Annotated in this window: 24 protein-coding genes and 1 tRNA gene; 10 read left to right on the forward strand and 15 right to left on the reverse strand. The window is 65.9% G+C overall.

Going from position 1 to position 24,273, the window contains the following annotated elements:
* Nucleotides 1–144 precede the first annotated feature (144 nt).
* From BXU08_RS09825 to BXU08_RS09835, 3 genes are all read left to right on the forward strand, one after another.
* The gene (locus tag BXU08_RS09825) at nt 145–585 is read left to right on the forward strand and encodes an acetyltransferase (protein WP_216352863.1); all 441 of its coding nucleotides are present in this window, start codon (nt 145–147) and stop codon (nt 583–585) included.
* A gap of 213 nt (nt 586–798) precedes the next feature.
* Entirely contained in the window at nt 799–1,302 is a 504-nt protein-coding gene (infC, locus tag BXU08_RS09830; RefSeq protein WP_077509898.1) for a translation initiation factor IF-3, read from the forward strand.
* On the forward strand, nt 1,302–2,168 hold the full coding sequence (locus BXU08_RS09835; protein WP_077509899.1) for a family 16 glycosylhydrolase: 867 nt from the start codon (nt 1,302–1,304) through the stop codon (nt 2,166–2,168). Before infC ends, BXU08_RS09835 begins: the two co-directional genes overlap by 1 nt.
* A gap of 97 nt (nt 2,169–2,265) precedes the next feature.
* Here the strand turns inward: BXU08_RS09835 and BXU08_RS09840 are convergent, their stop codons facing one another.
* The 9 genes from BXU08_RS09840 to BXU08_RS09880 all read right to left on the reverse strand — a co-directional run bounded on the left by BXU08_RS09840 (nt 2,266) and on the right by BXU08_RS09880 (nt 9,882).
* The gene (locus tag BXU08_RS09840) at nt 2,266–2,475 is read right to left on the reverse strand and encodes a type II toxin-antitoxin system RelE/ParE family toxin (RefSeq protein WP_171982486.1); all 210 of its coding nucleotides are present in this window, start codon (nt 2,473–2,475) and stop codon (nt 2,266–2,268) included.
* 354 nt (nt 2,476–2,829) lie between these two features.
* A complete protein-coding gene (locus tag BXU08_RS09845) occupies nt 2,830–3,057 on the reverse strand; it encodes a hypothetical protein (RefSeq protein ID WP_077509901.1) in 228 nt (75 codons plus the stop codon).
* A complete protein-coding gene (locus BXU08_RS09850) occupies nt 3,054–3,434 on the reverse strand; it encodes a VOC family protein (protein ID WP_077509902.1) in 381 nt (126 codons plus the stop codon). Before BXU08_RS09850 ends, BXU08_RS09845 begins: the two co-directional genes overlap by 4 nt.
* A 14-nt stretch (nt 3,435–3,448) precedes the next feature.
* Complete coding sequence (locus BXU08_RS09855; RefSeq protein WP_077509903.1) at nt 3,449–6,196, reverse strand: [protein-PII] uridylyltransferase; 2,748 nt, start codon at nt 6,194–6,196, stop codon at nt 3,449–3,451.
* A gap of 81 nt (nt 6,197–6,277) precedes the next feature.
* Nucleotides 6,278–7,087: a ferredoxin--NADP reductase gene (locus BXU08_RS09860; RefSeq protein ID WP_253190589.1), complete on the reverse strand. Its 810-nt coding sequence runs from the start codon at nt 7,085–7,087 to the stop codon at nt 6,278–6,280.
* A gap of 42 nt (nt 7,088–7,129) precedes the next feature.
* Nucleotides 7,130–7,528, reverse strand: a complete 399-nt coding sequence (locus tag BXU08_RS09865; protein ID WP_077509905.1) for a hypothetical protein — start codon at nt 7,526–7,528, stop codon at nt 7,130–7,132.
* A gap of 126 nt (nt 7,529–7,654) precedes the next feature.
* Complete coding sequence (gene grpE, locus BXU08_RS09870; RefSeq protein WP_077509906.1) at nt 7,655–8,221, reverse strand: nucleotide exchange factor GrpE; 567 nt, start codon at nt 8,219–8,221, stop codon at nt 7,655–7,657.
* Between the two features lie 12 nt (nt 8,222–8,233).
* Nucleotides 8,234–9,277, reverse strand: a complete 1,044-nt coding sequence (hrcA, locus tag BXU08_RS09875) for a heat-inducible transcriptional repressor HrcA (RefSeq protein ID WP_077509907.1) — start codon at nt 9,275–9,277, stop codon at nt 8,234–8,236.
* Nucleotides 9,278–9,384: 107 nt separating this feature from the next.
* Nucleotides 9,385–9,882 carry a DUF6438 domain-containing protein gene (locus BXU08_RS09880; RefSeq protein WP_077509908.1) on the reverse strand — a complete coding sequence of 166 codons (498 nt, stop codon included), beginning with the start codon at nt 9,880–9,882 and terminating at the stop codon, nt 9,385–9,387.
* Between the two features lie 126 nt (nt 9,883–10,008).
* On the opposite strand from BXU08_RS09880, the gene rph reads away from it, so the two are divergent.
* A complete protein-coding gene (gene rph, locus BXU08_RS09885) occupies nt 10,009–10,722 on the forward strand; it encodes a ribonuclease PH (protein WP_077509909.1) in 714 nt (237 codons plus the stop codon).
* On the forward strand, nt 10,719–11,348 hold the full coding sequence (gene rdgB, locus BXU08_RS09890; RefSeq protein ID WP_077509910.1) for an RdgB/HAM1 family non-canonical purine NTP pyrophosphatase: 630 nt from the start codon (nt 10,719–10,721) through the stop codon (nt 11,346–11,348). The genes rph and rdgB overlap by 4 nt, the downstream gene beginning before the upstream one ends.
* A 119-nt stretch (nt 11,349–11,467) precedes the next feature.
* On the opposite strand, the gene BXU08_RS09895 is transcribed toward rdgB, so the two are convergent.
* The 4 genes from BXU08_RS09895 to BXU08_RS09910 form a co-directional block, all read right to left on the reverse strand.
* A complete protein-coding gene (locus BXU08_RS09895; RefSeq protein ID WP_077509911.1) occupies nt 11,468–14,173 on the reverse strand; it encodes a Tat pathway signal sequence domain protein in 2,706 nt (901 codons plus the stop codon).
* 9 nt (nt 14,174–14,182) lie between these two features.
* The gene (locus tag BXU08_RS09900; protein ID WP_253190329.1) at nt 14,183–14,842 is read right to left on the reverse strand and encodes a DUF6250 domain-containing protein; all 660 of its coding nucleotides are present in this window, start codon (nt 14,840–14,842) and stop codon (nt 14,183–14,185) included.
* Between the two features lie 54 nt (nt 14,843–14,896).
* Nucleotides 14,897–18,064, reverse strand: a complete 3,168-nt coding sequence (locus BXU08_RS09905) for a TonB-dependent receptor (RefSeq protein ID WP_171982487.1) — start codon at nt 18,062–18,064, stop codon at nt 14,897–14,899.
* A 234-nt stretch (nt 18,065–18,298) separates the two neighbouring features.
* A tRNA-Tyr gene (locus tag BXU08_RS09910) sits at nt 18,299–18,385 on the reverse strand.
* 120 nt (nt 18,386–18,505) lie between these two features.
* On the opposite strand from BXU08_RS09910, the gene BXU08_RS09915 reads away from it, so the two are divergent.
* From BXU08_RS09915 to BXU08_RS09925, 3 genes are all read left to right on the forward strand, one after another.
* On the forward strand, nt 18,506–20,119 hold the full coding sequence (locus BXU08_RS09915; protein WP_077509913.1) for a M20/M25/M40 family metallo-hydrolase: 1,614 nt from the start codon (nt 18,506–18,508) through the stop codon (nt 20,117–20,119).
* Entirely contained in the window at nt 20,119–20,865 is a 747-nt protein-coding gene (gene rlmB, locus BXU08_RS09920) for a 23S rRNA (guanosine(2251)-2'-O)-methyltransferase RlmB (RefSeq protein ID WP_077509914.1), read from the forward strand. Before BXU08_RS09915 ends, rlmB begins: the two co-directional genes overlap by 1 nt.
* A 155-nt stretch (nt 20,866–21,020) precedes the next feature.
* A complete protein-coding gene (locus BXU08_RS09925) occupies nt 21,021–21,746 on the forward strand; it encodes a hypothetical protein (protein ID WP_077509915.1) in 726 nt (241 codons plus the stop codon).
* Between the two features lie 16 nt (nt 21,747–21,762).
* Here BXU08_RS09925 and BXU08_RS09930 read toward each other — a convergent pair whose 3' ends face one another.
* On the reverse strand, nt 21,763–22,080 hold the full coding sequence (locus BXU08_RS09930) for a 2Fe-2S iron-sulfur cluster-binding protein (protein WP_077509916.1): 318 nt from the start codon (nt 22,078–22,080) through the stop codon (nt 21,763–21,765).
* Between the two features lie 63 nt (nt 22,081–22,143).
* Here BXU08_RS09930 and BXU08_RS09935 point away from each other — a divergent pair, with 63 nt between their 5' ends.
* Together BXU08_RS09935 and BXU08_RS09940 are read left to right on the forward strand one after the other, a co-directional pair.
* A complete protein-coding gene (locus tag BXU08_RS09935; RefSeq protein ID WP_077509917.1) occupies nt 22,144–22,767 on the forward strand; it encodes a DNA-3-methyladenine glycosylase in 624 nt (207 codons plus the stop codon).
* 66 nt (nt 22,768–22,833) lie between these two features.
* Nucleotides 22,834–23,361 (forward strand): DUF3617 family protein, encoded by a 528-nt coding sequence (locus BXU08_RS09940; protein ID WP_171982488.1) that lies wholly within the window; start codon nt 22,834–22,836, stop codon nt 23,359–23,361.
* A gap of 29 nt (nt 23,362–23,390) precedes the next feature.
* On the opposite strand, the gene BXU08_RS09945 is transcribed toward BXU08_RS09940, so the two are convergent.
* Nucleotides 23,391–24,266 carry an ROK family protein gene (locus tag BXU08_RS09945; protein ID WP_077509919.1) on the reverse strand — a complete coding sequence of 292 codons (876 nt, stop codon included), beginning with the start codon at nt 24,264–24,266 and terminating at the stop codon, nt 23,391–23,393.
* Nucleotides 24,267–24,273: the final 7 nt, after the last annotated feature.

The following is a 24,273-nucleotide window of genomic DNA, read 5'->3' on the forward strand; positions in this document are numbered from 1 at the left end:
TCCCCCTTATAGGTGGCGGTCCCCTGCGGGCCGGTCAGGCTGCCTCTGATCGGGCAGGCTCTGGTTCCAGCGAGTTGAAGGCTATCGAACAAAATCCTGCCCGTGTGTAAAGAAGTGTTGCTGCGATGCAGCAAGGAGAAAGTGATGCAAATCCGCAACGGTCGGCCCGAGGACGTGCCCCGCGCGCTGGAGATTTGGCGCGCTGCGGTAGACGCGACGCACGGCTTCCTGACGCCCGCGGACCGCGCCGAGATCGACGCGATGGTGGCACAGGACTTCCTGCCCAACGCCGAACTCCGGCTGGCCGTGGACGACGCCGATCGGGTGCAGGGGTTTCTGGTGATGGACGGCGAGATGATCGACGCACTGTTCGTCGATCCCGCGGTGCATGGCCGCGGCGTCGGCACTGCGCTGCTGAACTACGCCCTGAAGCTCGCGCCGAACGCGATCGTCGACGCCAGCGAACAGGCGACCAACGCCCTGCCGTTCTACGAGGCCCGCGGCTTCGTGCGCACCGGCCGTTCGGAGACCGACCCCCAGGGCCGCCCGTATCCGCTCGTCCATCTGCGGCATCCCGGACGCTGAATCCTCCCGCGCTTGCGCAAAGCACGCCGCATCCCGATATGCATCACTGTGGCGCCCGGGCATCGGCGCGCCACAAAACGGCAGTTCGCGCGTTCTTCCCCTGTTCGGAATGGCGCGCGCGCGCTATTCTGCCGCAGCAATCGTGTATCAACAGCAACAGGAGCAGTCCTTATACGTCCTCCCCAATCCCGGCGCCCCCTGGCACCGCCGCCGATGAACGGCCCGCGTTTCAATGAATTCATTCAGTCGGCCAAGGTCCGGGTGATCGACCATGAGGGCGAGAATCTCGGCGTGATGTTCACGCGCGAGGCGATGGAGCAGGCGCGCGAGGTCGGCCTCGACCTCGTCGAAGTGTCGCCCAACGCCGATCCGCCCGTCGCCAAGTTCCTCGACGTCGGCAAGTTCAAATACGAGGCCCAGAAAAAGGCCAACCAGGCGCGGAAGACCCAGAAGACGCAGGAGATCAAGGAGATCAAGATGCGTCCGAACATCGACGATCATGATTATGATACGAAGATGAAGGCGATCCACAAGTTCCTGGGCGAAGGCGACAAGGTGAAGATCACCCTGCGTTTCCGCGGCCGCGAGCTTTCGCACGGCCAGCTCGGCATGATCCTGCTCAAGCGCGTGCAGGACGATACGGCGGAAATCGCCAAGATCGAGAGCTATCCGCGCATGGAAGGCCGTCAGATGCTGATGGTCATCTCGCCCAAGTGATGCGTGCGCGAGGGCTGCCGATTGCGGCCCTCGCCGCCCTCCTGCTGCCGGTCGCCGCCAACGCGCAGACCGCAGCTTCTTCCAGCACTTCCCAGGTCGATGCGCCGCTCGCGGTGCCTGCCGGCTATGCCAAGGTCTGGGCCGACGAGTTCGACCGGCCCGGCGCGCCCGATCCGAAGAAATGGGCATACGACACCAGCCGCAACAAGGACGGCTGGTATAACGACGAGCTCCAATATTACGCCGCCGATCGCCCGGAAAATGTCCGGGTCGAGAACGGCAGGCTCGTCCTCGAAGCGCGCAAGGAGCGGCTGTCGGACAAGCCCGATTTCGGCGGTCAGAACTATGCCTCGGGCAAGCTGGTCACCAAGGGGTTGGCCGAGTGGAAATACGGCTTCCTCGAAGTCCGGGCGAAGCTGCCGTGCGGGCGCGGCATCTGGCCGGCGATCTGGATGCTCGCCGCCGACGGCAGCGCCGGCTGGCCCGCGATGGGCGAGATCGACATCATGGAGCATGTCGGCTGGGACCCCGGCCGCGTCCACGGCACGATCCATACCAAGGCCTATAACCACGTCGCAAAGACCCAGAAGGGTGCCAACGCGATGGTCCCCGACGCCTGCACTGCGTTCCACACCTACCAGCTCGACTGGAATGAGGACCGCGTGCTGATCGGCATCGACGGCCGCGCCCACATGCGCTTCGACAACGACAAGAAGGGCGATCCCGCAACCTGGCCCTTTGCCACCCCGGAATATCTGATCCTCAACGTCGCGGTCGGCGGCTGGGGCGGACAGAAAGGGATCGATCCCGCCGCGTTCCCGGCAGCGATGGAAGTGGATTATGTGCGGGTTTGGCAGCGGCGCTAATCGGCACCCCAGAACAAAGTCGTAGATCGCGAGCGCCATGCGCTACCCGCCTCAGTTTGACTGTATGTCGTTCCGCAATCACACGATAGATTAGCAGTTAGTCGCGACGTGTCAGAATGCGATAGTCCTCTCCCAACGCCTCGTTGATATGTCCCATATAGGGGTAATCAGCAGCCTTGGCGAAAACTGCGGTAAGCGCGGCCACCAGGCGATCGGCAGCCGCACGATCCTCGGCTGCGACGTGCTTCCAAATCTCCCATAAGTCGTCGTTGGCGCGCTCGTTCCACTCGAGCCGCCATCGCTTCACGCTTCGTGGGCCTCCGCCGCTCGGCGATGAATGTCGGCCAGTATCGCCTCCGTGCCGGGCCAAGGCAGGCTAGGGCTCGCCTCCCCTTCGGCGATCAAAGCGCGCAAACGATCAACCTCGCGCTGGGCAGCGTCGCGCCTCGCCTGCCAGCCGCGAAGCGCGTCGCGGACAACTTCCCGAAGTGGCATATTCGCCGCTGTCCACGGCGCCGCGAATCAACTCCGCCATTTCGCCATTTACCGCGACTTGAGCTTTTCGATTCTCATCCGTGGCTCCTTAGGTCTGCACGTTACATCACGCTGCGCCTCACCTCCAACGCGCTCATTTGACAAGCGGCTCCCGGTGGCAGCGGCGTCAGTCGCCCCCGTCGCACCCGCCATCACCGGCGTCATGGCAATTCCCCGCCCCAAAACTGGCGTGCGACACCATATTCTCGCCACCCGCGGCCGCGCCGACGCTATCTCGCTCGAAGCGAGGTTCGCTCTTGGGATGCCGGACGCGAGAGGGGTCGATGATCGCGCGCGCAACCAACCACGCGATCCACGCGAATGGCGCGAAGATGAGGTAATTCGCCCAGGTCATGCCGGCGGCTCCCACAATTCGATCGGATTGCCCTCGGGATCATGGATCCGCGCGAAGCGTCCCGTTTCGGGGGTGTCCCATTCGTCCTTGGTGGTGATCTCGATGCCCAGCGCGTTGAGCTGGTCGAGCAGGCTGTCGAGGTCGCGGACGCGGAAGTTGAGCATGACCTGCTTGTCCGCGGCGAAATAATCGGTGCTCGCCTTGAACGGCGCAAACACCACGGGGCCGGGTTCAGGATACCAGAACCAGTCGCTCGACTGCCCGTTTGCGTCCTTGCCGCAGCCGCCGCCGACGCCCAGCGTATCGCGATACCAGGCCGTCATCGCTTCCGGGTCCTGCGCGCGGAAGAAGAAACCGCCAAATCCGATCACCGGCATGCATATCCCCTTAGTCACGCGGCCTGGGCAATATCCTGTCCGGAGGCCGCTTCGAGAAGTCGCCGCTCGATCGTCTTCAATCGTGCCGCACCTTCGATCTTATCACCGATCAGGTCGGTCAGGTAGAAGGTGTCCACCGCGCGCTCGCCATACGTCGCGACATGCGCCGAGTGGATCGTCACCTTCGACTGGAACAGCGCGAACGCCAGATGGCAGAGCAATGCCGGCCGGTCGCGCGCATTGACTTCGATCACGGTGAAGCGGTTCGACGCCTTGTTGTCGATCAGCACATTGGGCTCGATCGCGAATGCATCGGCGCGCGGGCGCGACAGCGGCCGGGTCTTGAGCCGCTCCTGCAGCTTCGAGCGATTGGCGAGCGAATCGGTGATGCTCGCCTTGATCCGGTTGAGCCGCGCTTCCTCGTCGAACGGCCGGCCGAGCGGGTCCTGAACGAGGAAATTGTCGAGCGCCATGCCGTCGCGCGTGGTGTGGATGCGCGCGTCGATGATGTTGCCGCCGGCGACATGGATCGCCCCGGCAATGCGGTAGAAAAGCCCGGGATGGTCCGAGGCGTAGACCGTCACCAGCGTGGCGCCGCGCTCGGGATAGACCTGCGCCTCGATCGACAGCTGCGAATCGCCCGCTGCGTCGATCTGCCGCGCATTGCGTTCGAGCACGTCGAGCGGCTCGGCGATCCAATAGGGCTCGGTCAGCCGCTTCTTCAGCGCAGTCATCCGCGGCTCGGTCCAGCCGAGAATCGCAGTCAGATCCTCCTGCTTGGCGGCAACGCGCTCGCTGCGGCCCTTCTGCTTGTGGCCGAGCCGCAGCACTTCCTCGGCGGATTCGAACAAATTGGTGAGCAGCTGGCGCTTCCAGCTGTTCCACACCCCGGGGCCGACTGCGCGGATATCGACGATCGTCAGGATCAGCAGCATGCGCAGCCGCTCGGGGCTCTGCACATGTCCGGCGAAGTCGAGGATCGTCTTGAAGTCCGACAAGTCGCGCTTGAATGCTGTCGCCGACATCAGCAGATGCCAGCGCACCAGCCACGCCACTGCCTCGGTCTCGGCGGGGCTCAGCCCGAGCCGCGGGCACAGTCGCTCGGCGACTTCGGCACCCAGCACCGAATGATCGCCGCCGCGGCCCTTGGCGATGTCGTGGAGCAGCACCGCCACGAACAGCGCGCGCCGCGACACGATCTGCTCGAAGATGCCGGTGGCGAGCGGATGATCTTCCTTGAGCTCGCCCTTCTCGATCCGGTTGAGCAGCCCGATTGCGCGGATCGAATGCTCGTCGACGGTATAGTGGTGGTACATGTCGAACTGCATCTGGGCGACGACGCGGCCGAAATCCGGAACGAACCGCCCGAACACCCCTGCTTCGTTCATCCAGCGCAACACCATCTCGGGCGTGCGCGGACTGGTCAGCACGTCGAGGAACAGCGCGTTGGCGCGCGGATCGTCGCGGACATCGTCGACCAGCCGCGCGTCGCGCGCCGCGGCACGCATTGCAGTCGGGTGGATCTCCAGGCCGTGGAGGTCGGCGAGCTGATAGAGCTCGACCAGCCGAACCGGGTCTTCGCGGAAGAACGTGTCGCGCGGGATCGCCAGCCGGCTGCGCTCCAGCGTAAATCCGTTGAGTTTGCGCGGACTCTTGAACAGCCGCGGGAAGCCGAAGCGCGATCCGCGCGCGGCGAACTTCTCGTCGAGATGCGCCAGGAACACCCCCGTCAGGTCGCCCACCACCTTCGCCTGAAGGAAGTAGAAGTGCATGAAGCGCTCGACCTTGGATTTGCCCGGCCGGTCGGCATAGCGCATCCGCTCGGCGATCTCGGGCTGGACGTCGAAGGTCAGCCGGTCCTCGGCGCGGCCGGTTAGCAAGTGGAGCTGCGAGCGCACCGCCCAGAGGAAATTCTCGGCACGGCGGAACTGGCGGTATTCATGCGCCGTGAGCAGCCCGGCCTCGACCAGTTCGGCCGGCTCGCGGACATTATAGGCGTATTTGCCGATCCAGAAGAGCGCGTGGAGATCGCGCAGCCCCCCCTTGCCTTCCTTGACGTTGGGCTCGACGACATAGCGGCTGTCGCCCATCCGCAGATGCCGGGAGTCGCGCTCGGCGAGCTTCTGGGCGATAAAATCGCGTGCGGTATCGGCCTGGACCTCGGCCTTGAACCGCGCCGCGGCCTCGTCATAGAGCGCGACGTCGCCCCACACATAACGCGCTTCGAGCAACGCTGTGCGCACGGTGATATCGGCCTTCGCCTGGCGGACCATGTCGTCGAGCGAGCGCGACGAATGCCCGACCTTCAGCTGCATGTCCCAAAGCGAATAGAGCATCGATTCGATAACTTGCTCGCACCAGCCGGTAACCTTCCACGGGGTGAGGAAACCGATATCGATGTCCGAATGCGGCGCCATCTCGCCGCGGCCATAGCCGCCGACCGCGATCAGCGTCAGCCGCTCCCCGGCGCTGGGATTATGGTTGGGATGCAGCCGCTCGGTAGTGAAGTCCCACAGCAATCGGAGCAGCTGGTCGATCAGGAACGCTCCCGCGGCTGCGGTCTCATGCCCGCGCGAGGGATGCTCGTTCAGCCGCCGGGCGATCTCCGCCTGCCCGCTATCGAGCGCCGCCTTGAGCTCGACAGTCGCCGCGCGCCGAAACTCCGCCGGGTCCTTCGCCTCGATCGCGGCGAGGCGTTCGGCAACGGCCCGCCGGTCGATCAGAGCGCGGCGGTTTGGGACGGAATCGAAGCGCGAAGACATGGAGTGGAGATAGGAGCTGGCGGCCTCGCCGTCACCTGCTCTCACGACTCCCCCCCTTACAGGGAGGGGAATTAGATCGGCTCAGCCGACGAAGGCGCGTTCTACGACGAAAGTCCCGGGCTTGGCGTTCGAGCCTTCCTCGAAGCCGTGGCGCTCGAGCATCGCCGAGAAGTCCTTGATCATCTCGCTGCTGCCGCACAGCATCACCCGGTCGGTCTCCGGGTTGAGCGCGCGATCGCCGGCGACCGGCGGGTGGAACAGCCAGCCATCCTCGATCAGCTGGCCGATCCGCCCGGTGGTGCGGAACGGCTCGCGGGTGACCGTGGGGATATAGTGGAACTGCAGCAGTGCCTGATCGGCGACCAGCGGATCGCCGGCGAGCTGCGCAGTGAGTTCGTCATGATAGGCAAGGTCGCTGACCCGGCGTGTGCTGTGGACGATGACGATCTGGCTGAACAGATCATAGATGTCGGGGTCGCGCGCGATGCTGAGGAACGGCGCGAGGCCGGTGCCGGTCGAGAGCAGGAACAGCCGCTTGCCTGGGAGCAGCGCGTCGGACACCAACGTGCCGGTCGGCTTCTTGCCGAGATAGAGCTGGTCGCCTTCGCGGATCATCTGGAGACGCGAGGTGAGCGGACCGTCGGGCACCTTGATCGACAGGAATTCCAGCTCGTCCGACCAGGTCGGGCTGGCGATCGAATAGGCACGCATCAGCGGCTTGTTCTCGCCTTCGAGCCCGATCATCACGAATTCGCCCGAGCGGAAGCGGAAGCTTGCCGGGCGCTCGATCGCGAAGCTGAACAGATGCTCGTTCCAATGCCGCACCCAGCGCACCTGGCAGGTCTGGAAGGCGGCGTGCTCGGGAAGCAGCTGGGGCGGGCGGGCGTGCATGTTCATGGGAAGAGACGATCCTGGGTCGTTGAATAGAAATGCTCAGGCGGCCAGGGCCTGGGCGATGCGCGTGGCGGCGAGTTGCAGCGTGCGCTGCGCTTCGGGCTTAACAAGGGCTTGGACGATATTCTGGACCACGGCCTGCTGCCCCTGCGCGGCGGCGGCGTGAAGCGCAAGCAACAATGCCTCGTCATCGCCCAAGCTGGCACATGTCACCGGCCGGAACTGCAGCGCGCAGACCCCTTCGCGATCGAGCAGCATCATCGCAATGTTGAAGTCGGGCAGAATCGCGCCGAGTCGCCGCGCCGAAAGCGTGGGCCCGAGCGCCGCGCACGGGCAGCGTCCGCCGCGCATCGCCTCGACCCATTGGCGCATCGCCCAGACGAGCAACGCCTCGCCCGAGCCCAGTTCGCACACCGTTCGATCGAGGTATTGATACACGCAGAACCCCTCGCGACCAGCCCAGAAGCGAGCCGGCCTTGCCTTTAGCGTTCGTTGCGAATGATTAGCAATAGCGAAGTTTCGAACTCGCGGCTGGCCACTCTCGTAGCCAATCGCGAGCGATTCTCAGTCGGGCTTCTTCGCGACGCCGACCAGCGCCGGGCGCAGCAGGCGGTCCTTGATCATGTAGCCGCTCTGGATTTCCTGGACGACGGTGCCCGGCTCGGCGTCGGCGGAAGGCACTTCCATCATCGCCTGGTGGCGATTGGGATCGAGCGCTTCGCCGACCGAGACGATCTTCGAGATGCCGTGGCGCGCGAACACCGAATCGATCTCGCGGCCCGTCGCCTCGAGGCCCACCACGAGGCCCTTGAGCTTCTCGTCCTCGCGCAGATCCGCCGGGATCGCCGCGAGCGCACGCGTCAGATTGTCGGAAACCGACAATATGTCCCGCGCGAATGCAGTCGCCGCATAGGCCCGCGCGTCCTGCGCCTCCTTCTCGGCCCGGCGCCGGACATTCTGCGTCTCGGCCTGCGCATACATCACCGCGGCGCGTGCCTCGGCGAGCTGCGCTTCCAGCTCGGCGGCGCGGTCATGCTCCGCCACTTCGGGCGCCGCTTCCGCAGTTTCCTCGCGAAGGTTGGTGTCCGCGTCCGTCAGGTCCGCGCTCATCTTCTCATTCTCGTTCGACATGATTCCCGTTCGTCAGGCTAATAATCGGGCCAATGTGGCCGCCGTGAAATCCACCATGGGCACGACGCGCGCATAGTTCAACCGCGTGGGGCCGATCACCCCGACCACGCCGACCACCCGCCCGTCCAGCGCGCGCACCGGTTTTGCGATCACCGACGACCCGGACAACGCAAAGAGCTTGTTCTCCGATCCGATGAAAATGCGCGTCGCCTCGCCTTCGCGCGCGCTGTCGAGCAATCGGGCGATCTCCTCCTTGCCTTCGAGCTCGTCGAGCAGCTGGCGGACGCGATCGAGATCCTCGGCCGCGGACGTGTCGATCAGCCGTGCCTGTCCGCGCACGATCAGCACCGGCCGGCGATCGCCATCCTCGCTCCACACCGCAAGCCCGCGCCCGACCAGGGTCGCGGCGGCGCTGTCCAGCGCGGCGCGGTGCTGGCCGAGATCGCGCTCGATTCGCGCCCGCGCCTGGCTGAGCGTCAGCCCGCTCAGCATCGCGCTGATATAATTCGCCGCCTGCTGAAGCGCCGCCGCGTCGATCCCCTCGGGAATTTCAACTACGCGATTTTCGACCGACCCGTCCTCGCCGACCAGCACCGCGAGGGCACGATCCTGGCTCAACGGCACGAAGCCGAACTGGCGCAGCGCCGGCTCGGCCTTGGGCACCAGCACCAGCCCGGCGCAGGACGACAGGCCCGAAAGCGCCGCGGTGGTGCTCGCCAGCGCCTCCTCGACCGGCCCCGCCTGCCCGGCACGCGATTCGATCGCGGCGCGCTCCTCGGCCGAAGGCGCACTCGCCTGCATCATCCCGTCGACGAACAGGCGCAGCCCGGTCTGAGTCGGCATCCGCCCCGCGCTGGTATGCGGCGCGGCGAGCAGCCCGGCTTCCTCCAGATCCTGCATGACGTTGCGGATCGAGGCGGGCGACAGATTGAGCGTCGAGATCTTCGATATGGTGCGCGATCCCACCGGCGTGCCGCTGTCGAGATAGGATTCGACGACGATCCGAAACACGTCGCGCGCGCGATCGGTGAGTTCGTGGATCGGTGGGGTGCTCATGCCACCCTATGTAGCGTCCCGCGGCTCGGCCTCAACCTCCGTCGCCCTCAGCCCCTCCCTCTTCCATCGGGAGAGGGAGGGGCTGAGGGCCGGTAGGGTGAGGGTGACTACGGCCGCGGCCCGATCAGCGCCTGGATCGGCAGCAGCTCCGCAGCGTGGCCCAGCGCATCGGCTATCGCCGCATTGTCGCGCCGACAGCCATAATAGAAATGCAGCTTCTGGCTGTCGCCGATCGCGCGGGTCCAGATGACCTCCACGCTCGGCATGTCGGTCGGCGCCGATCCGCAGCGCGGCTCGTCGGGGGTATAGCGGATCTCGCCCGTGGCCGGACGATACGGGGCCAGCTTGGCGGCAAACGCGTCATATTCGGCCCTGGTCAGCCGGAAACTACGCTCGCCGGTCACCGCAGTGAAGTTCTTGCCTTCGAACACGCCCGATCCATCGGGACGCACCGTCACTGCATAGACCGGGCAGCGGCCGAAGCAGGGTCCGGTCTCATAGCTGATCGAATCGCCTTCGATCGGCCGCACCACATCGGGCCGCTCGGGCGCGACGCACCCTGCTAGTGCCAGCGCCGCCGCGCTCAATGCCATCCACTCGCGCATATTATACTCCCTCGGTTCCGCCCAGTACGGGTGCAGCCCGGCTTTGTTCCGGAGGCGGCGCGCGCACTGGTGCCGCCCTCCAACACCGTCTAGGTGGCGCCAACCAGTTTGCAGGAGAATGAACCGATGCGCCCATCCGGCCGCGCCCCCGACGAAATGCGCACGATCACGATCGAACCCAACTTCACGCGTCACGCGGAGGGTTCGGTGCTGATCGGCTTCGGCGACACCCGCGTGCTGGTCACCGCAAGCATCGAAGAGCGGATCCCGCCCTGGCTGCGCGGCAAGGGCGAAGGCTGGGTCACCGCCGAATATGGCATGCTCCCGCGCGCCACTCACACGCGCAGCGCACGCGAAGCGGCCAAGGGCAAGCAATCGGGCCGCACCCAGGAGATCCAGCGGCTGATCGGGCGCTCGCTCCGCGCGGTCACCGATCTCAAGCTGCTTGGCGAGCGTCAGATCACGCTCGATTGCGACGTGATCCAGGCCGATGGCGGCACGCGTACGGCGGCGATCAGCGGCGCCTGGGTGGCGCTGCGCATCGCGACCAACAAGCTGCTGGCGGCAGGCCTGCTCGACAAGGACCCGATCCTGACGCAGGTCGCCGCGGTCAGCTGCGGCATCTATCAGGGCAATCCGGTGCTCGACCTCGACTATGACGAAGACAGCGCCGCCGATGCCGACGCCAACTTCGTCCTCCTCGCCGACGGCAAGATCGCCGAGGCGCAGGCGACGGCCGAGGGCGCGACCTATGACGAAGAAGGCCTGCTCCGCCTGCTCCGCCTTGCGCGGATCGGGTGCAACCAGATCTTCGCTGCGCAGTTGAAGGCCGTAGGATGAGCGGCGAAGGCGACACCCCCCAGGCGATCCGCAAGCTGAAGCCCGGCAAGCTGGTGATCGCCAGCCACAACCCCGGCAAGGTGCGCGAGATCAAGGCACTGCTCGGTCCCTATGGGATCGAGCCGGTGTCCGCCGCCGAGCTCGACTTGCCCGAGCCCGACGAGACGGGGACGACCTTCGTCGCCAACGCCGAACTCAAGGCGCTGCAGGCCGCGGACCTGTCGGGGCTTCCAGCGCTGGCCGATGATTCCGGCCTGTGCGTCGAGGCGCTGGGCGGCGATCCCGGCATCTTCTCGGCACGCTGGGCCGGCGAGACCAAAGACTTCGGCGTCGCGATGCAGCGCGTCGAGGACAAGCTCGCCGCACTCCCGCCTGAGACCGGCCGCGATGCACATTTCGTCTGCGCGCTCGCTATCGCCTGGCCCGACGGCCATGTCGAATGGTTCGAGGGCCGCGCCGACGGCGTGCTGGTCTGGCCGCCGCGCGGGCAACACGGCTTTGGCTATGATCCCGTCTTCGTGCCCAACGGCCACGACATCACCTATGGCGAGATGGACCCCGACGCCAAGCACGCGATGAGCCACCGCGCCGACGCGTTTCGGCAATTGGTAAGCGCAGTATTTTAGTTCTTCGTCACTCCGGCCTTGTGCCGGGGTCCACTTCGCGGATGGGCGAGAAGCTCGAGCCTCTAGTCTAGCCGTCGCGGCACCGTGGACCCCGGCACAAGGCCGGGGTGACGGGTGATTTAAGGCCGATAACTCGGCGCCTGCTCCGGATTTGCCTGGTCCGCCCGCGGCGCGCGTGTCGGAACCGGCACCGTGTCGAGCGCCTCCGGGACCAGCGCCAGCGTCTGGATCGCCGCCAGCCCCCATTGCGATGCACCGTTGGTCGAAATGCCCGGCCATTCCACCACCCCGCCGGGCAGCTTCACCCGCGGGTCCGCGGCCATGCGCTGCCCGGCTTCGCCCGAATAGAATTCCTCCGCCGCACGCTTGGCGAGCGCGGCGTCGCCGGTCGCCTTCGCGACATAAGCAGTCAGCCGCGAATGGCCCTGCTTCAAGTTGCGTCCGCCATAGGGCCGGTTGAACTTCGCCGCCCATTCGTCGCGCGGCGCATTGAACCAGCGGCAATAGTCGAGCCACGCCTGGCGGAAGCGCGGCACGTCGATCAGCTGGATCAGCTCGGCCTGGATCTCGACAGCACCGAACACGGCGTTGAGGTGCGATATCCCAATGTTGTCGCGGCTCAGGAACCGCCCGCTCTTGAGGTCATAGGGCGCGCCGCCGGTCAGCCAGCCATTGGGCAGGCGGCCGATGCTGTCCATCCCCGCGACGATGCGGTCGCGCCACTTCCTGTCGCCGGTCCGCTCCCATTCCGTGAGCCACGCGCCCGCGCACACCGCCCAGGTGGTGCCGAACGCCATCTGGATCACGCCCGCGGGCAAGTTCTCTTTCGGCGCGCTGGTCTTGCGGCCGATCTCGACGCCGGCGAGTGTCTGTTCCGACGTGGCGAGCGTCCGCATCAGGTCGCCCACCCGCTCGTCGGCAGTGAGATAATAGAAGATGCGGCGATAGGCGGCGTTGCTGACGCGCGGCTGCTTCGAGCTGTCGCTCCAGTGCTGGACGCCATGCCGCGTGCCGAGCCCGGCGAAACGGCCCATGTGGTACATGTCGACTTCGCCGGTGTGCCGCGTCATCGCCTCGGCCAGCCGCCACGTCTTGGCATCGCCCGAGCGCAGCGCGGTGTACCACAGCCACAAATCGGGCGAGAGTTCGGAGTTCGCCCAGGCGAAGCCGCCGATGTCGTACTTCCACTGGTGCCGGTCGCTGTCATAGCTGTGCATCACGTCGCCATGATCCCAGAAGCCGTACCAGCTCCGCCGATCGACTTCGCCGTCGTAGAAATCGACGAGGTTGGCGAGCTGGTCCTCGATCCGCGCGCGCGCCGGCGTCGAGCGGTCGGGCAGGCCCCAGTCGCCGAACACGCCGGCAGCATGGAGGTGCGCAGGCTCGGCCATCAACTGCGGCGGCGTGGCAGCGGCGCGAGCGAGCGCCTGGAGCCGCGGCGTCTCGGGCGTCGCGTCGAATGCCCAGAGCATCAGCTCGCTGGTGCGCGCGATCCCCTTGGCGTCGTCCCAGCCGGGCTCGTAATCCTCATAGGTAACGTCGAGCCCTTCGTTCTGCGCGGCGAAGCTCTCCATCCCCATCGTGCCGTGATAGGGGCGCAGGTCCATCGGCCTGGCCTCGGGGGACCATAGCCAGGCGGTGAGGCTGGCGGTGTCCGTAGCGGCGTTGCGAATGTCGATCTGGCTCGGGTGACGCTGCCAGAAATAGCGCGTGGCGATCCCCGCCCCGCCCTGCGGCGAACCGACATAGCCGAAGCCGGGCGCGCGGCGCCCTTCGTCGCCATCGATCCAGCCATGGCCTTCGCCGGTGCGCTTGGTCAGGGTGAAGCCATTGGCCGAGAGCTGGGCAAGGCTGAAGTCGCTCCACGCCGGGATGCGCTCGAGCAGCTTGCCCACCGGATCGCGAATCTCGGCGGTGACCGCCTTGCCGGCGATCTGCGCCTCGCGCACTGCCTTGCCCGGATCGCGACGCAATCCGGTCAGCGGGCGCACCGCTTCAACGAACATCGCATCGTCAGCAGTGGCGAGGCGGACATGACGGTCGTGCAGCGGCCCGCGCATCGGCACATCGGTCGCGATGCCGAGCGCCGCGATATGGTCGGTCGCCTCGATATCGAGGACGAAGCTGTGCACCACGCGCAGCGCGTCCGAACCGGCATAGGCATAGAGCCGCACCACGAAGGGCAGGACCGAACGCCCGCCGCCGACATGATGCCCCTCAAGCCGCACCACCGCGCGCACCGGCCCCTTCTGCTCGACCACTGCGCGCTCGATCGTGCCGGTCAGCGCGACGCGCTCGCCCTCGGGCGAACCCGCGCGGATCTCGCCGAGCAGGCGGGCATTGGTGAGCAAGGTACGCTCGCCGATCTTCGCCGTTCGCACCGCGGCGGAACCGCTCTTGGCGACTTCCCACTCGAGCGCCCCTGAGCGGATCAGGATCGCGTCCCCCGTCTCGCGCACCGACACCGGCGCAGCGGGCAGCGCGGGCCGGCCCGAAGCAACGGTCAGCTTCTCGCCGCCCTGCCCCGCCGGCACCGCATGCGCGGTCCATTTGATCGAGCCGTCGGGCCAATAGGCGGTCGGCCAGCTCTGCGACGGCACTTCACCGGCGCTAGAGCGGACGGTCAGCGCCTGCCCCTTGGCAAGCGCGCCGCGCGCCCAGGCAACACCGAAGGTCTGGCCATTGTGGAGCTCGGGCGCGGCACCGTCGATCCAGCGGATCGGCGCTTCGACTGCCTTGCCGCGCCGCGACTGCGCCAGCGCGGGGCCTGCGACTGCCGCCGACAGGATCGTCCCGGCCATCATCGTCCGTCGCGTGACGCCCATGTCTCTCTCCTATGGTTTTCCGATGCGCAGGTTGCGGATGCGCAAATGGCTCTTGGTAGTACGCAGCGCGAACCAGCCCCTTTTGTAGGGCTTGGCGTCGTTGAGTTCGAAGATCCGCCGCCCGTCGCGCTCAACGGCAATGTGCCGCCCGTCGGCGATCAGCCGCACGCGCGTCCAGCGATTGGCGACGAGCAGATTTTCGCTGCCCTTAAGGTCGTGCGCCGGCAGCAGCGGCCGGTTGCCCGGCTCGCCGACATAGCGTCGAAAGCGCGTCGTGGTGTTCCGGTTGCCGCCGATCCCGACATAATAGGTCTGGAGATCGTCATAGTCGGCGAATGCGCCCGAGCGCTTCTTGCCGAACACCGACCCGCTGGCAGCGGCGGGGTCGCGCGCCATCCAGAACGCGTTGAGGTCGCTGACTTCATCCAGCGCGCCGCCCTCGGACACCGCCAGCGCCTCGAACTCGATCGTCACCGGCCCCTTGAGTTCACGCGTATACCAGAGCGACAATCCGGCCGGCGTCTCGATGTCGATAACCTCGCCGATCGTGACCAGCGCCGCCTGCTCGGCCGCGATCTTCCATTCGGTCGCAGCAGGGGTAATCGCGGGCCGCGCACCCGACGCGCAGCCCGCGGCAAGCAGGCATCCGGCTAGCGCAACAGGACGCAAAACCGGAATACCCCTACGCCCAGCCGCAGGCAGCAAAATCCGGTCGGACCTGCATCACAGCTTCCACTGCATGCCGACGAAGATGCGCTGGCCCGGATAGTTATACTCCACCGGCTTGGACGCATCGATATAGGTCTGGCTGTATTCCTTGCCCAGATTCAGCCCCTCCACCCAGACGCTGTACTTGTCGGTCAGCCGGAACATGACCTTGGCATCGATGAAGGTCTCACCCTTGCGGAAGATCGGGCTGTTGTCGAAGTTCGCGTCCGACGCCACGGCAAGCCAGTCGCTGCGCCGGTTGTACGAAATGCGGGCGTTCAGGAAGCCCTTATCGTAGAACAGGCTGCCGTTGTACGTGTACTTCGACAGGCCGGGATAGCCGTCGAGCGCTTCGCCGGTGGACTGGTTGGTCAAGCCCGAATTGATCACACGGGCATAAGTGAAGTTGCCGCCCACGCCGAAGCCATCGAACGGCCCCGGCAGGAAGCTGAACACCGTCTGCGCGCTGACTTCGATGCCGTCGAGCTTGGCACCGAACGCGTTGACCGGCTGACGCACCGTATAGGTGGTGCCGTCATGATAGAGATCGACCCCGGTGCGGGTCACGTTGGGGACGACGAAGCTCTTGATGTCCTTGTAATAATAGCCAACGCTGATCAGCGTATCGCGGTTCGGATACCAGGACGCGTTCACGTCGAACTGGTCGGCGCGATAGGGCTGCAGATCGGGATTGCCCGCCGTGCAGGTATCATCGACGCCGATCGCATCGAGCGTGTCGATCGTGCAGTTGATCGTCGGGGCAAGGTCGGTGGGCTTCGGCCGTGCCATATTCTTGGCATAGGTGCCGCGGACGAACAGGTTAGGCACCACTTCGAGGTTGAGGTTCACAGCGGGCAGCCAGTCCTCGTACTTGTTCTCGATCGTGATTTCTTGGGTGAGCGCCTGTACCGTCTCGGTCACCGCCGGGATGCCGGGCACGCCGGTGCCCGGGCGAATGCGGATCTCGTTGCGGCGGTTGGTGCCCATCGCCCGGTCGCGCGTCTTCGTATAGCGCACGCCGATATTGCCGCTGAGCTTCATGCCGAGCAGTTCCTGCTCGAAATTCGCCTTGAGATAGGCCGACGCGATCTGCTCGTCGATGACATAGGCCGGGATCTGCGGCAGCCCGTTGGCGTCGCGGACCAGCGCCTGGGTGAAGCGCGACAGATCATAATAATTGCCAAGCTCCGGAGCGAATTCGGCAAAACCGATCCGGCCCGGCGCACCCGAAGGCGCGCCCTGCAGTCCGGTGAAAAGCGGCGAGCCGCCATTGACCACCCCGGTCTGCGCGAGGAACGCCTGATACTGCGCCTGCGTCCAGTAATAGGTGTCGGCCGCCGGACCGCTCGCCGGGACCGGCCCGATCACGGTGTTGTAGCTGACATTGGCCGTGCTCTGGAACACTGCAGGCGAGCCGACGATGCCCGCCGCGGGCACGGCCGGGACCGCCGCCTGGAGCAGCCGGCCGCCACCGCCCTGATAGCGGAAATAGCTCTGGTCGCGGAACTGGCCGCCCCATTCGATCGTGGTGAACGGGCCCCAGCCGAGCTCGTAATCCATGTCCAGCTGCGCCAGCTTCTCGTTCGAGCCCTCGTCCGACGGACGGTATTGCACCGTCGGCCCCGCCTGGACGAGCGCCTGCCCGTTCGCGCCATTCCGGGCGACGCCATAGTCTGCCGCATTGGCCGGATCGAAGCTCGACGGGAAGCCGAACACCGGGAGCCCGAGTTCGTTGCGGCGATCGACGGTGATCCCGCTGACGCCGGTGCTGAGCGACACCAGATTGGTATTGTTGATCAGCTGCGCCTTCGAATAGGCGCCGAGGCCCCGCACCTTGAGCCGATCGAGATCCCAGTCGAACCCGGTCTGGTAATATTGAGTGAACTGGTCGTAATCGAAGTTGCGGCGCTGGACGCTGACGATGCTGTTCGCACCGTTGTAATTGGGCGCATTGGCAGTGCCGACATTGACGCCGTTGAGCGCCAGCGTCGAGCTGGTGACGACATGGTCCTCGATCGTGAAGGTGCCGTCGGTGATGCGCGGGCGCGAGGTGCCGCCCGCGGCATTGGCCGGCAGCGCGGCATCGTAATTATAGCGCTCGAACCGGTCGGCGTTGATCGAGTAATTGATGTCGCGGAGCTGCTGGCGGCGCTTGTTGAGCTGCCCCTGCACCCAGAAGTTGAAATTGTCCGTAGGGCGGAACTGCGCCTGCAGGTCGACCGAGGTGCGGTAGTCGCGCCGGTCGAGCGAGCGATAGCGATAGATGGTCGGCGCCCAATCGAAGAACTGGGTTTCGCAGGCGAGACGGTTGGCGGTGGCCACCGCCGCAGTGCCGCCGGTCACGCCCGCGCAGCTCTCATAGGTGTTGAAGCCCGAATAAGCCGAATTCGCGATCGTCTTCTCGGTCGAGCGATCGAAATCGGCGATCCGCTTCCAGTTGGTATTCGCAGCGAAGTCCGAGCGCGTATCGACCGCGCTGTGCGTTACGTTGACGATGAAGCCGAAGCGGCCGTCGAGCAGGTCGCCGCGGCCGGCCAGGAAATTAAGGCGCGGCTGCCAGGTCTCGGTCAAATCGAGGCGCTGGCCCTCGGCCTTGATGCTGAAGATCGGATCCTTGAGGTCGAGCGGGCGCCGCGTCTCGACCGAGACGGTGCCGCCGATGCCGCCCTCGGGCAGATCGACCATATAACCCTTGTAGACGTCGATCGACTTGACCAGTTCGACCGCGAGCTCGCGGAAGTCGCCGCCGCGGCCGCCGGTGGCGCTCTGCTGGCTGACACCGTTGATCTGGACGCGGTTGAGATCAGGCTCGACGCCGCGGATCGAAACCTGGGTGCCTTCGCCGAACTCGCGGCTGAGCTGGACACCGGTGATGCGGCTCAGTGCCTCACCGACATTCTTGTCGGGGAAGCTGGCGATATCGTCGGCGACGATCGAATCGACGACCGTGCCGGAATTCTTCTTGCGGCCGATCGCCGACTGGAGGCTCGCACGCGTGCCGGTGACGATGATCGTATCATTTTCAGCCCCTTCGTCGGCGGGCGCTTCGACGGCCTGATCGACGGAGTCGGCGGATTGTTCTGCCGGCGCTTCCTGCGCGAAGGCGGCCGGCGAAAACACGGCGGCGGCGGCAATGGCGGCCAGCGAAACGCTGTTACGAACGACGCAGATACCCTTACGCATACACTCTCCACTCGACCCGATAGCGACCAACAGGGTCGCGCGCCGATGACTCGGCTGTTGTGCGTCGAATAGCAGCGCCGCCCACGATTGGAAGCAAAATTCACTAAATGTGATAGTTGTGCTCATATTGTGGGATTTCAGACACAATGCACATGCCGACGGCCGCGCATGGCAAGGCCATGCCCGGGAGCAATCTGTATTCTGGGTTGGGAGAAAACGCCCCGCCGGCGGCGGTGGTGGACAGGGCTGGATTCGAACCAGCGTACGGGAAACCCGGGCAGATTTACAGTCTGCTGCCTTTAACCACTCGGCCACCTGTCCATGGTGCCGCCAGCGAAGCGAGGCGGTCCAATGCCGAAGCGACCCCGACCTGTCAACGCCTTGCGCGCACGCCCGGCGACGCATAGCGTCCCAGCCATCCATTCCGTCCGCAGGAGTCCCATGCGCACCGCCGCCGCCATCCTCGCTATCGCCCTCGCCGCTTCGCCGCTCGCCGCGCAGTCGGTCGATCGCAATGAAGTGAACCGCATCCTCGATGAGGGCTTCAACCGCTCCGAGGCAATGCGCACGGTCCAGCATCTGACCGACCATATCGGACCGCGCCTCACCAATTCGCCCGGCATGCGCGCCGCGGAGGACTGGACGCTGGCCAGGTTCCGCCAATGGGGCCTCAAGAATGCGCACAAGGAAGGCTTCGACTTCGGCCGCGGCTGGTGGATCGAGCGGTCGAGCGCGCGGATGGTCAGCCCCCGCCCGATTAGCCTCACTGCGATCCCGATCGCCTGGACTCCGGCGACCGCGGGCAAGGTCAGCGCGCCGGTGATCGTCGCGCCGATGACCGAGGAGCGCCATTTCGAGCGCTATCGCGGCAAGCTCGCCGGCAAGATCGTGATGGTCACGCTGCCCAATGACGGCTCGGAGCCCACCGATCCCGCGTTCAAGCGCTGGACCGGCGACGAGCTCGCCAAGTTCGACACCTATGAGCAGCCTAAATATGATCCCGAGGCGAGCGATCGCCGGATGAAGCGGCTCGATTACAGCGCGAAGCTCGACGCGTTCCTCAAGGCTGAGGGCGCCGTTGCCTATGCCACGATGTCGTCGCGCGACGGCAAGCTGGTCGGCGGCACCGGCTATCTGTTCGGCGCGGGCGAGACCCAGCAGGTTCCCGGCGTCGAGATCGCCGCCGAGGATTATCGCCGGCTCGCGCGGCTCGCCAAGCAGGGCAATGCGCCCGTGGTCGAACTCGAGCAGGTCGTACATTTCGTCGACACCGATACCCAGGCGTACAACATCTTTGCTGACATCCCGGGCAGCGATCCCTCAGGCGCCTATGTCATGGCCGGCGCGCATCTCGATTCCTGGGTCGCGGGCGACGGCGCAGTCGACAACGCCGCCGGCGTCGCGATGGTGATGGAAGCCGCGCGCATCCTCCAGGCGATGGGCGTTCGCCCCAAGCGCACGATCCGCTTCGCCTTGTGGTCGGGCGAGGAGCAAGGGCTGCTCGGCTCGATGGCCTATGTCGAGAAGCATATCGCCACGCGCCAGCGCAAGCCGGGCGCGGCGACCACCGGCCTTGCGCGCTTCTATGGCTGGGCCAATCGCTGGCCGATCACGCGCCAGCCCGGCTATGACAAGCTCGCGGCCTATTTCAATCTCGACAACGGATCGGGTAAGATTCGCGGGATCAATACCGAGAATAACGGCGCGGTGGTGCCGACCTTCCGCGAATGGTTCGCCCCGTTCAATTCGCTCGGCGCCAACACCGTGGCGATCCGCAAATCGGGCGGCACCGACCATGTGTTCTTCTCGGCGGTCGGCATCCCCGCATTCCAGTTCATCCAGGATCCGCTGGACTATGGCAGCCGGCTCCACCACACGAGCATCGACACCTTCGATCACATCAAGGCGGCGGACATGCGCCAGGCCTCGGTGATCCTGGCAAGCTTCTTGTTGAACGCCGCCAATGCCGACAAGCCGCTGCCGCGGCTCCCCTTCCCAACCGAGCCGAACGTCACCGATCCGTTCGCCTACCCCAACCCGGATGATCTAGACTGATGGCACGCAAAGGACACCGCCCGAGCAAGGCACCCACGGCGCATCCGCGCTTTTATGGACGCCACGCGGTGCTCGCCGCGCTCGACAATCCCGAACGCACGGTGCGGAAGATCTGGGGGACTCGCGAGGCGCTGGGCGGGCTCGACATCCCGGCATCGATTCCGATCACCTTTGCCGATGTCGCCGATCTCGGCCGGCTGGTGCCCGGCGACGCGCCGCACCAGGGGCTGGTCATCGAAGTCGATCCGCTCGAGGATATCTGGCTGGGCGACCTGCTCCAGCAAGGCGCAGACGACCAGCGCCCGCTCGTGGTGCTCGATCAGGTTACCGATCCGCACAATGTCGGCGCAGTGCTGCGCTCGGCGGCAGCGTTCGACGCGCTCGGTATCATTACCCAGGACCGGCATTCGCCGCCCGAATCGGGATCGCTGGCGCGGTCGGCCTCCGGCACGCTCGAGACCGTGCCCTGGGTCCGCGTGGTCAATCTCGCTCGCGCGCTGGAGGAAATCGCGGAGGCGCATTTCTGGCGGATCGGGCTGACCGGCCATGCCGAGAGCACGCTCGGCGAAGTGATGGGCAAGGGCCGCATCGCGCTGGTGCTCGGCGCCGAGGGCGAAGGCATGCGCCAGAACACCGAAACGCATTGCGACCAGCTCGCCAAGCTGCCGATCTCGGACAAGGTCGAGAGCCTGAACGTTTCGAACGCCGCGGCCGTGGCGCTGTACGCGATCGCCGCGCGGGGATGACCGTTTCGCTTGGCCGGCCCTGAACGCAAGCTCCGTTCCGGGCCGGCTTCGCTCCGAAGCCGCGCCATCTCCGATTGCCGCCCCGTCGCCCGGGCCGCAGGCTGTCACGCGACGTCGATGCCGTCCGCACCGACGCATGCGGATGAGGTGCAATCATGGCCGACTATGCGAGCCGCAGCAGCTCGCTCTCCGTACAGCGCGGCGGTGCACCGCGCTCGCACTACGCAGCGGATTCACTCCGCGCCGCAGCGCTGAACGACCGGCCATCCGCACGCGCGACCGCCCAGCTAGCCGCGGCGCTCAACCGCGAGCCACCCGCACAACGCAAGGAGATAGGGGCGCCGTCCACGGTCGTTCAGCGCGTGGCGACCTTTACCTTCGACAACACACTCTCCGTCGATACCGCAGTCGATCTGGCGATCGGCGAGGGCCAGATGGACGCGGCCAAGCGGCAGGACGCAATCGACGACCTCAACGCGATCACCGGAAAAAAAAGCGCTTTCAAAACGAGGAAGGCCCTGTTCGCCTATTTGTCCAATCGATTCGCGGAATCCGATTCCGAGGAGGGAGAAGCGCAGGCGGCGAGTAGCAGCAGCTCCGCATCCGTCGAGGACGACGAAGAGGCCATGGCGCGGGAGAATGCCGATTTCGGCAAGGAGGATCATACGCAGAGCCGCAAGGTCGGCGGAGGCCGCAAGCGCGACACCGGCACCGGCCTATTCAAATCGGACCCGGACTTTCGCCACTGGGTGCATTTGCTCAAGCAGAAAAACAAGCTGGAGCAATATGGCGTGGCGAACCGCACCGGCGGCGCCGACAATATCGACAAATCGGACCTGAAGAAGCTCGAGGCCGCCTACCTTCAGGAAAAGGCGCTCTAAGGGCGCCCGTCTCCGCTCAGTCCTCGGCGGCGATCGTCACCCGCAGCCCGTCCAGCGCCGGTGTGAACTGGATCTGGCACGACAGGCGCGAGCGTTCGTCGCGGTCCGACGAGCTGTCGAGCAGATCATTCTCGTCCTCGCTCATCGCCGGCAGTTTGGCCGCAAATTCCGGATCGACATGGACGTGGCAGGTGGCGCAACTGCAGCAGCCGCCGCAGATCGCGAGGAGCTCGTCGAAGCCATTGTCGCGGATTACTTCCATCACGCTGAGGCCCGCTTCGCCCACGACTTCGCGTTCTTCCCCTTCCCTGGTGACGACGATAAGCTTGGGCATGCAATTCTCCTTGGCCGGCCGTTCCCATGCCGCCTTAGGCCCCTCGATTCAAGGATACCGGCCATGGGCCTGAGTGAAACCGAGCTGAAGGACTCGATCGACGCGCTCGCGAGGATCGAGCCCGCCTTCGCCGCAGCATTGAAGCGCGCCGGCTATCCAGAACCGCGGCTGCGCGACCGCGGCTACGAAACCCTGCTGCGCACGATCGTCGGCCAGCAGGTCAGCGTCGCCGCGGCGGCATCGATCTGGAACAAGCTCGCCGCCGGACTCGGCGACCTGACCAATCCGGACACCGTGGCCAGGGCAAGCGACGAGCAACTGCGCGCCGCCGGCCTTTCGCGCCAGAAGGCGGGATACGCCCGCAGCCTGGCCGAAGAAGTCACCAGCGGCCGGCTCGATCTCGAGAATTTGCCCAAGGACGACGAGGAAGCCATTGTCGCGCTTACCCGGATCAAGGGCATAGGCCGCTGGTCCGCCGAGATCTATTTACTGTTCGCCGAGGGCCGGCCCGACATCTGGCCGGCAGGCGACCTGGCAGTGCAGATCGAGATCGGTCGCATCCTCGGCCATGCCGATCGCCCGTCGGAAAAGCAGGTGCGCGAATGGTCGCTTCCCTGGAGCCCGTACCGCGGCGCCGCGGCGATCTTCGCGTGGCATCACTACAAGACCGACATGGACGTGATCTAACAGGCCTTGCCTGCGGCGATGCGAAGTCTGCGACAGTGCGATTATCGTAAACGGGGGAAGAAACACATGCGCAAAGGCTGGTTTTTGACGTGCTGCCTGGCGGCACCGCTTCTGATCGCATCTGCACTGGCATCGCCACAGGCCGAGCCTGGCAAGCTGGTGCAACAAATGGGCCTCAAGGCAGGGCGCTGGCACACGACCGGTCGGATCATCAGCGGACAGATATTGCCTGCGACGCCCGGAAGCACCGTCCCGGACGAGCTTCAGGACCAACTTCGCAAGAAGCTGGGCACTTCTTTCGAGACCGAGGATTGCATCGGAAGCAAGCGCGCGAACGGCGATCTAATTCTGCCCGGAATAAAGATCGCGTCTGACTGTCTCCCGATCGACGCCGAGGCACGTGGACATACCCTACGGCTCAAATCGACCTGCGGGGACGGCGCCGATGGCTTCAAGGTCAAGACCGAGGTCCAAGCCAGCTATCAGAACACCGCGATGACCGCGAGGATCAGCGTATCGGCCTTTTCGGGAGGCACCGGGACCATGACCAAGCTCGAACTCGCTACGTCGAGCAAGTTCGTAGGGACGTGCTGAGCCTGGGGCGATATCCGGAGCCTGCCTGGTCAACGCAATCCTACCGCGAGTGCCCCGAGCGGACCCGCCATGTTGCCAAGCCCCGGCGGCCCGAGCCGCGCGTCGAGTTCCGCGGCATAACCGGCCAGCGAGCCATATCCGCCCAGGCTCTCCGCAAGCCGCGCCCGCAGCCGCGGAAACAGATGCCCGCGCGCGGCGATCACGCCGCCGCCGATCGCGATCCGCTCGGGCGCCGCGACGGTGACGAGGTTGTGGAGCAACCCGCACAGATCGTGGACGAACAAATCCCACTCCGGCCCGTCGTGCGGCAACTCCTTGCCCGGGCTGCCGAAGCGCTCGGCCAGTGCCGGTCCCGAGATCAGACCCTCGACGCAATCGCCATGGAAGCGGCACCAGCCGGCATAGCTATCGCCGGCCGCGCGCGGTACGCGCATATGCCCGGCCTCGCCATGCGCGACGCCCTGCACCGGCCGCCCGCCGGCGATCAGCCCGACGCCGACGCCGGTGCCGATCGTGATATAGGCATGCGTTGCCAGCCCCTGCGCCGCGCCCCAGCGGGCTTCGGCCAGCGCCGCGCCGTTGACGTCCGTCTGGAAACCGATCGGCCGGCCGTAGCGGCGCTCCAGCCGGCGGACGAGATCGGTGCCGGTCCAGCCCGGCTTGGTGGTCGCGGTGATCGCGCCATAGTCCGCCGCGCTGCGATCGAGCTGAAGCGGGCCGAAGCTCGCCACGCCAAGTGCGTCGAATTCCCAGCCGTCAAGCACTGCCTCGATCGCCGCCAGCGTCGCCGCCGGATCGGTCGTCGGGATCATGTGCTGGCCGCGCACGTCGTCGGGTCCGGTGCCGAGCAGCACGATGCACTTGGTGCCGCCGAGTTCGATCCCGGCAATCCTTGGTTCTCCCATGCGTCTT

It is taken from the genome of Sphingomonas sp. LM7 (genome assembly GCF_002002925.1).
Lineage (GTDB): Bacteria > Pseudomonadota > Alphaproteobacteria > Sphingomonadales > Sphingomonadaceae > Sphingomonas.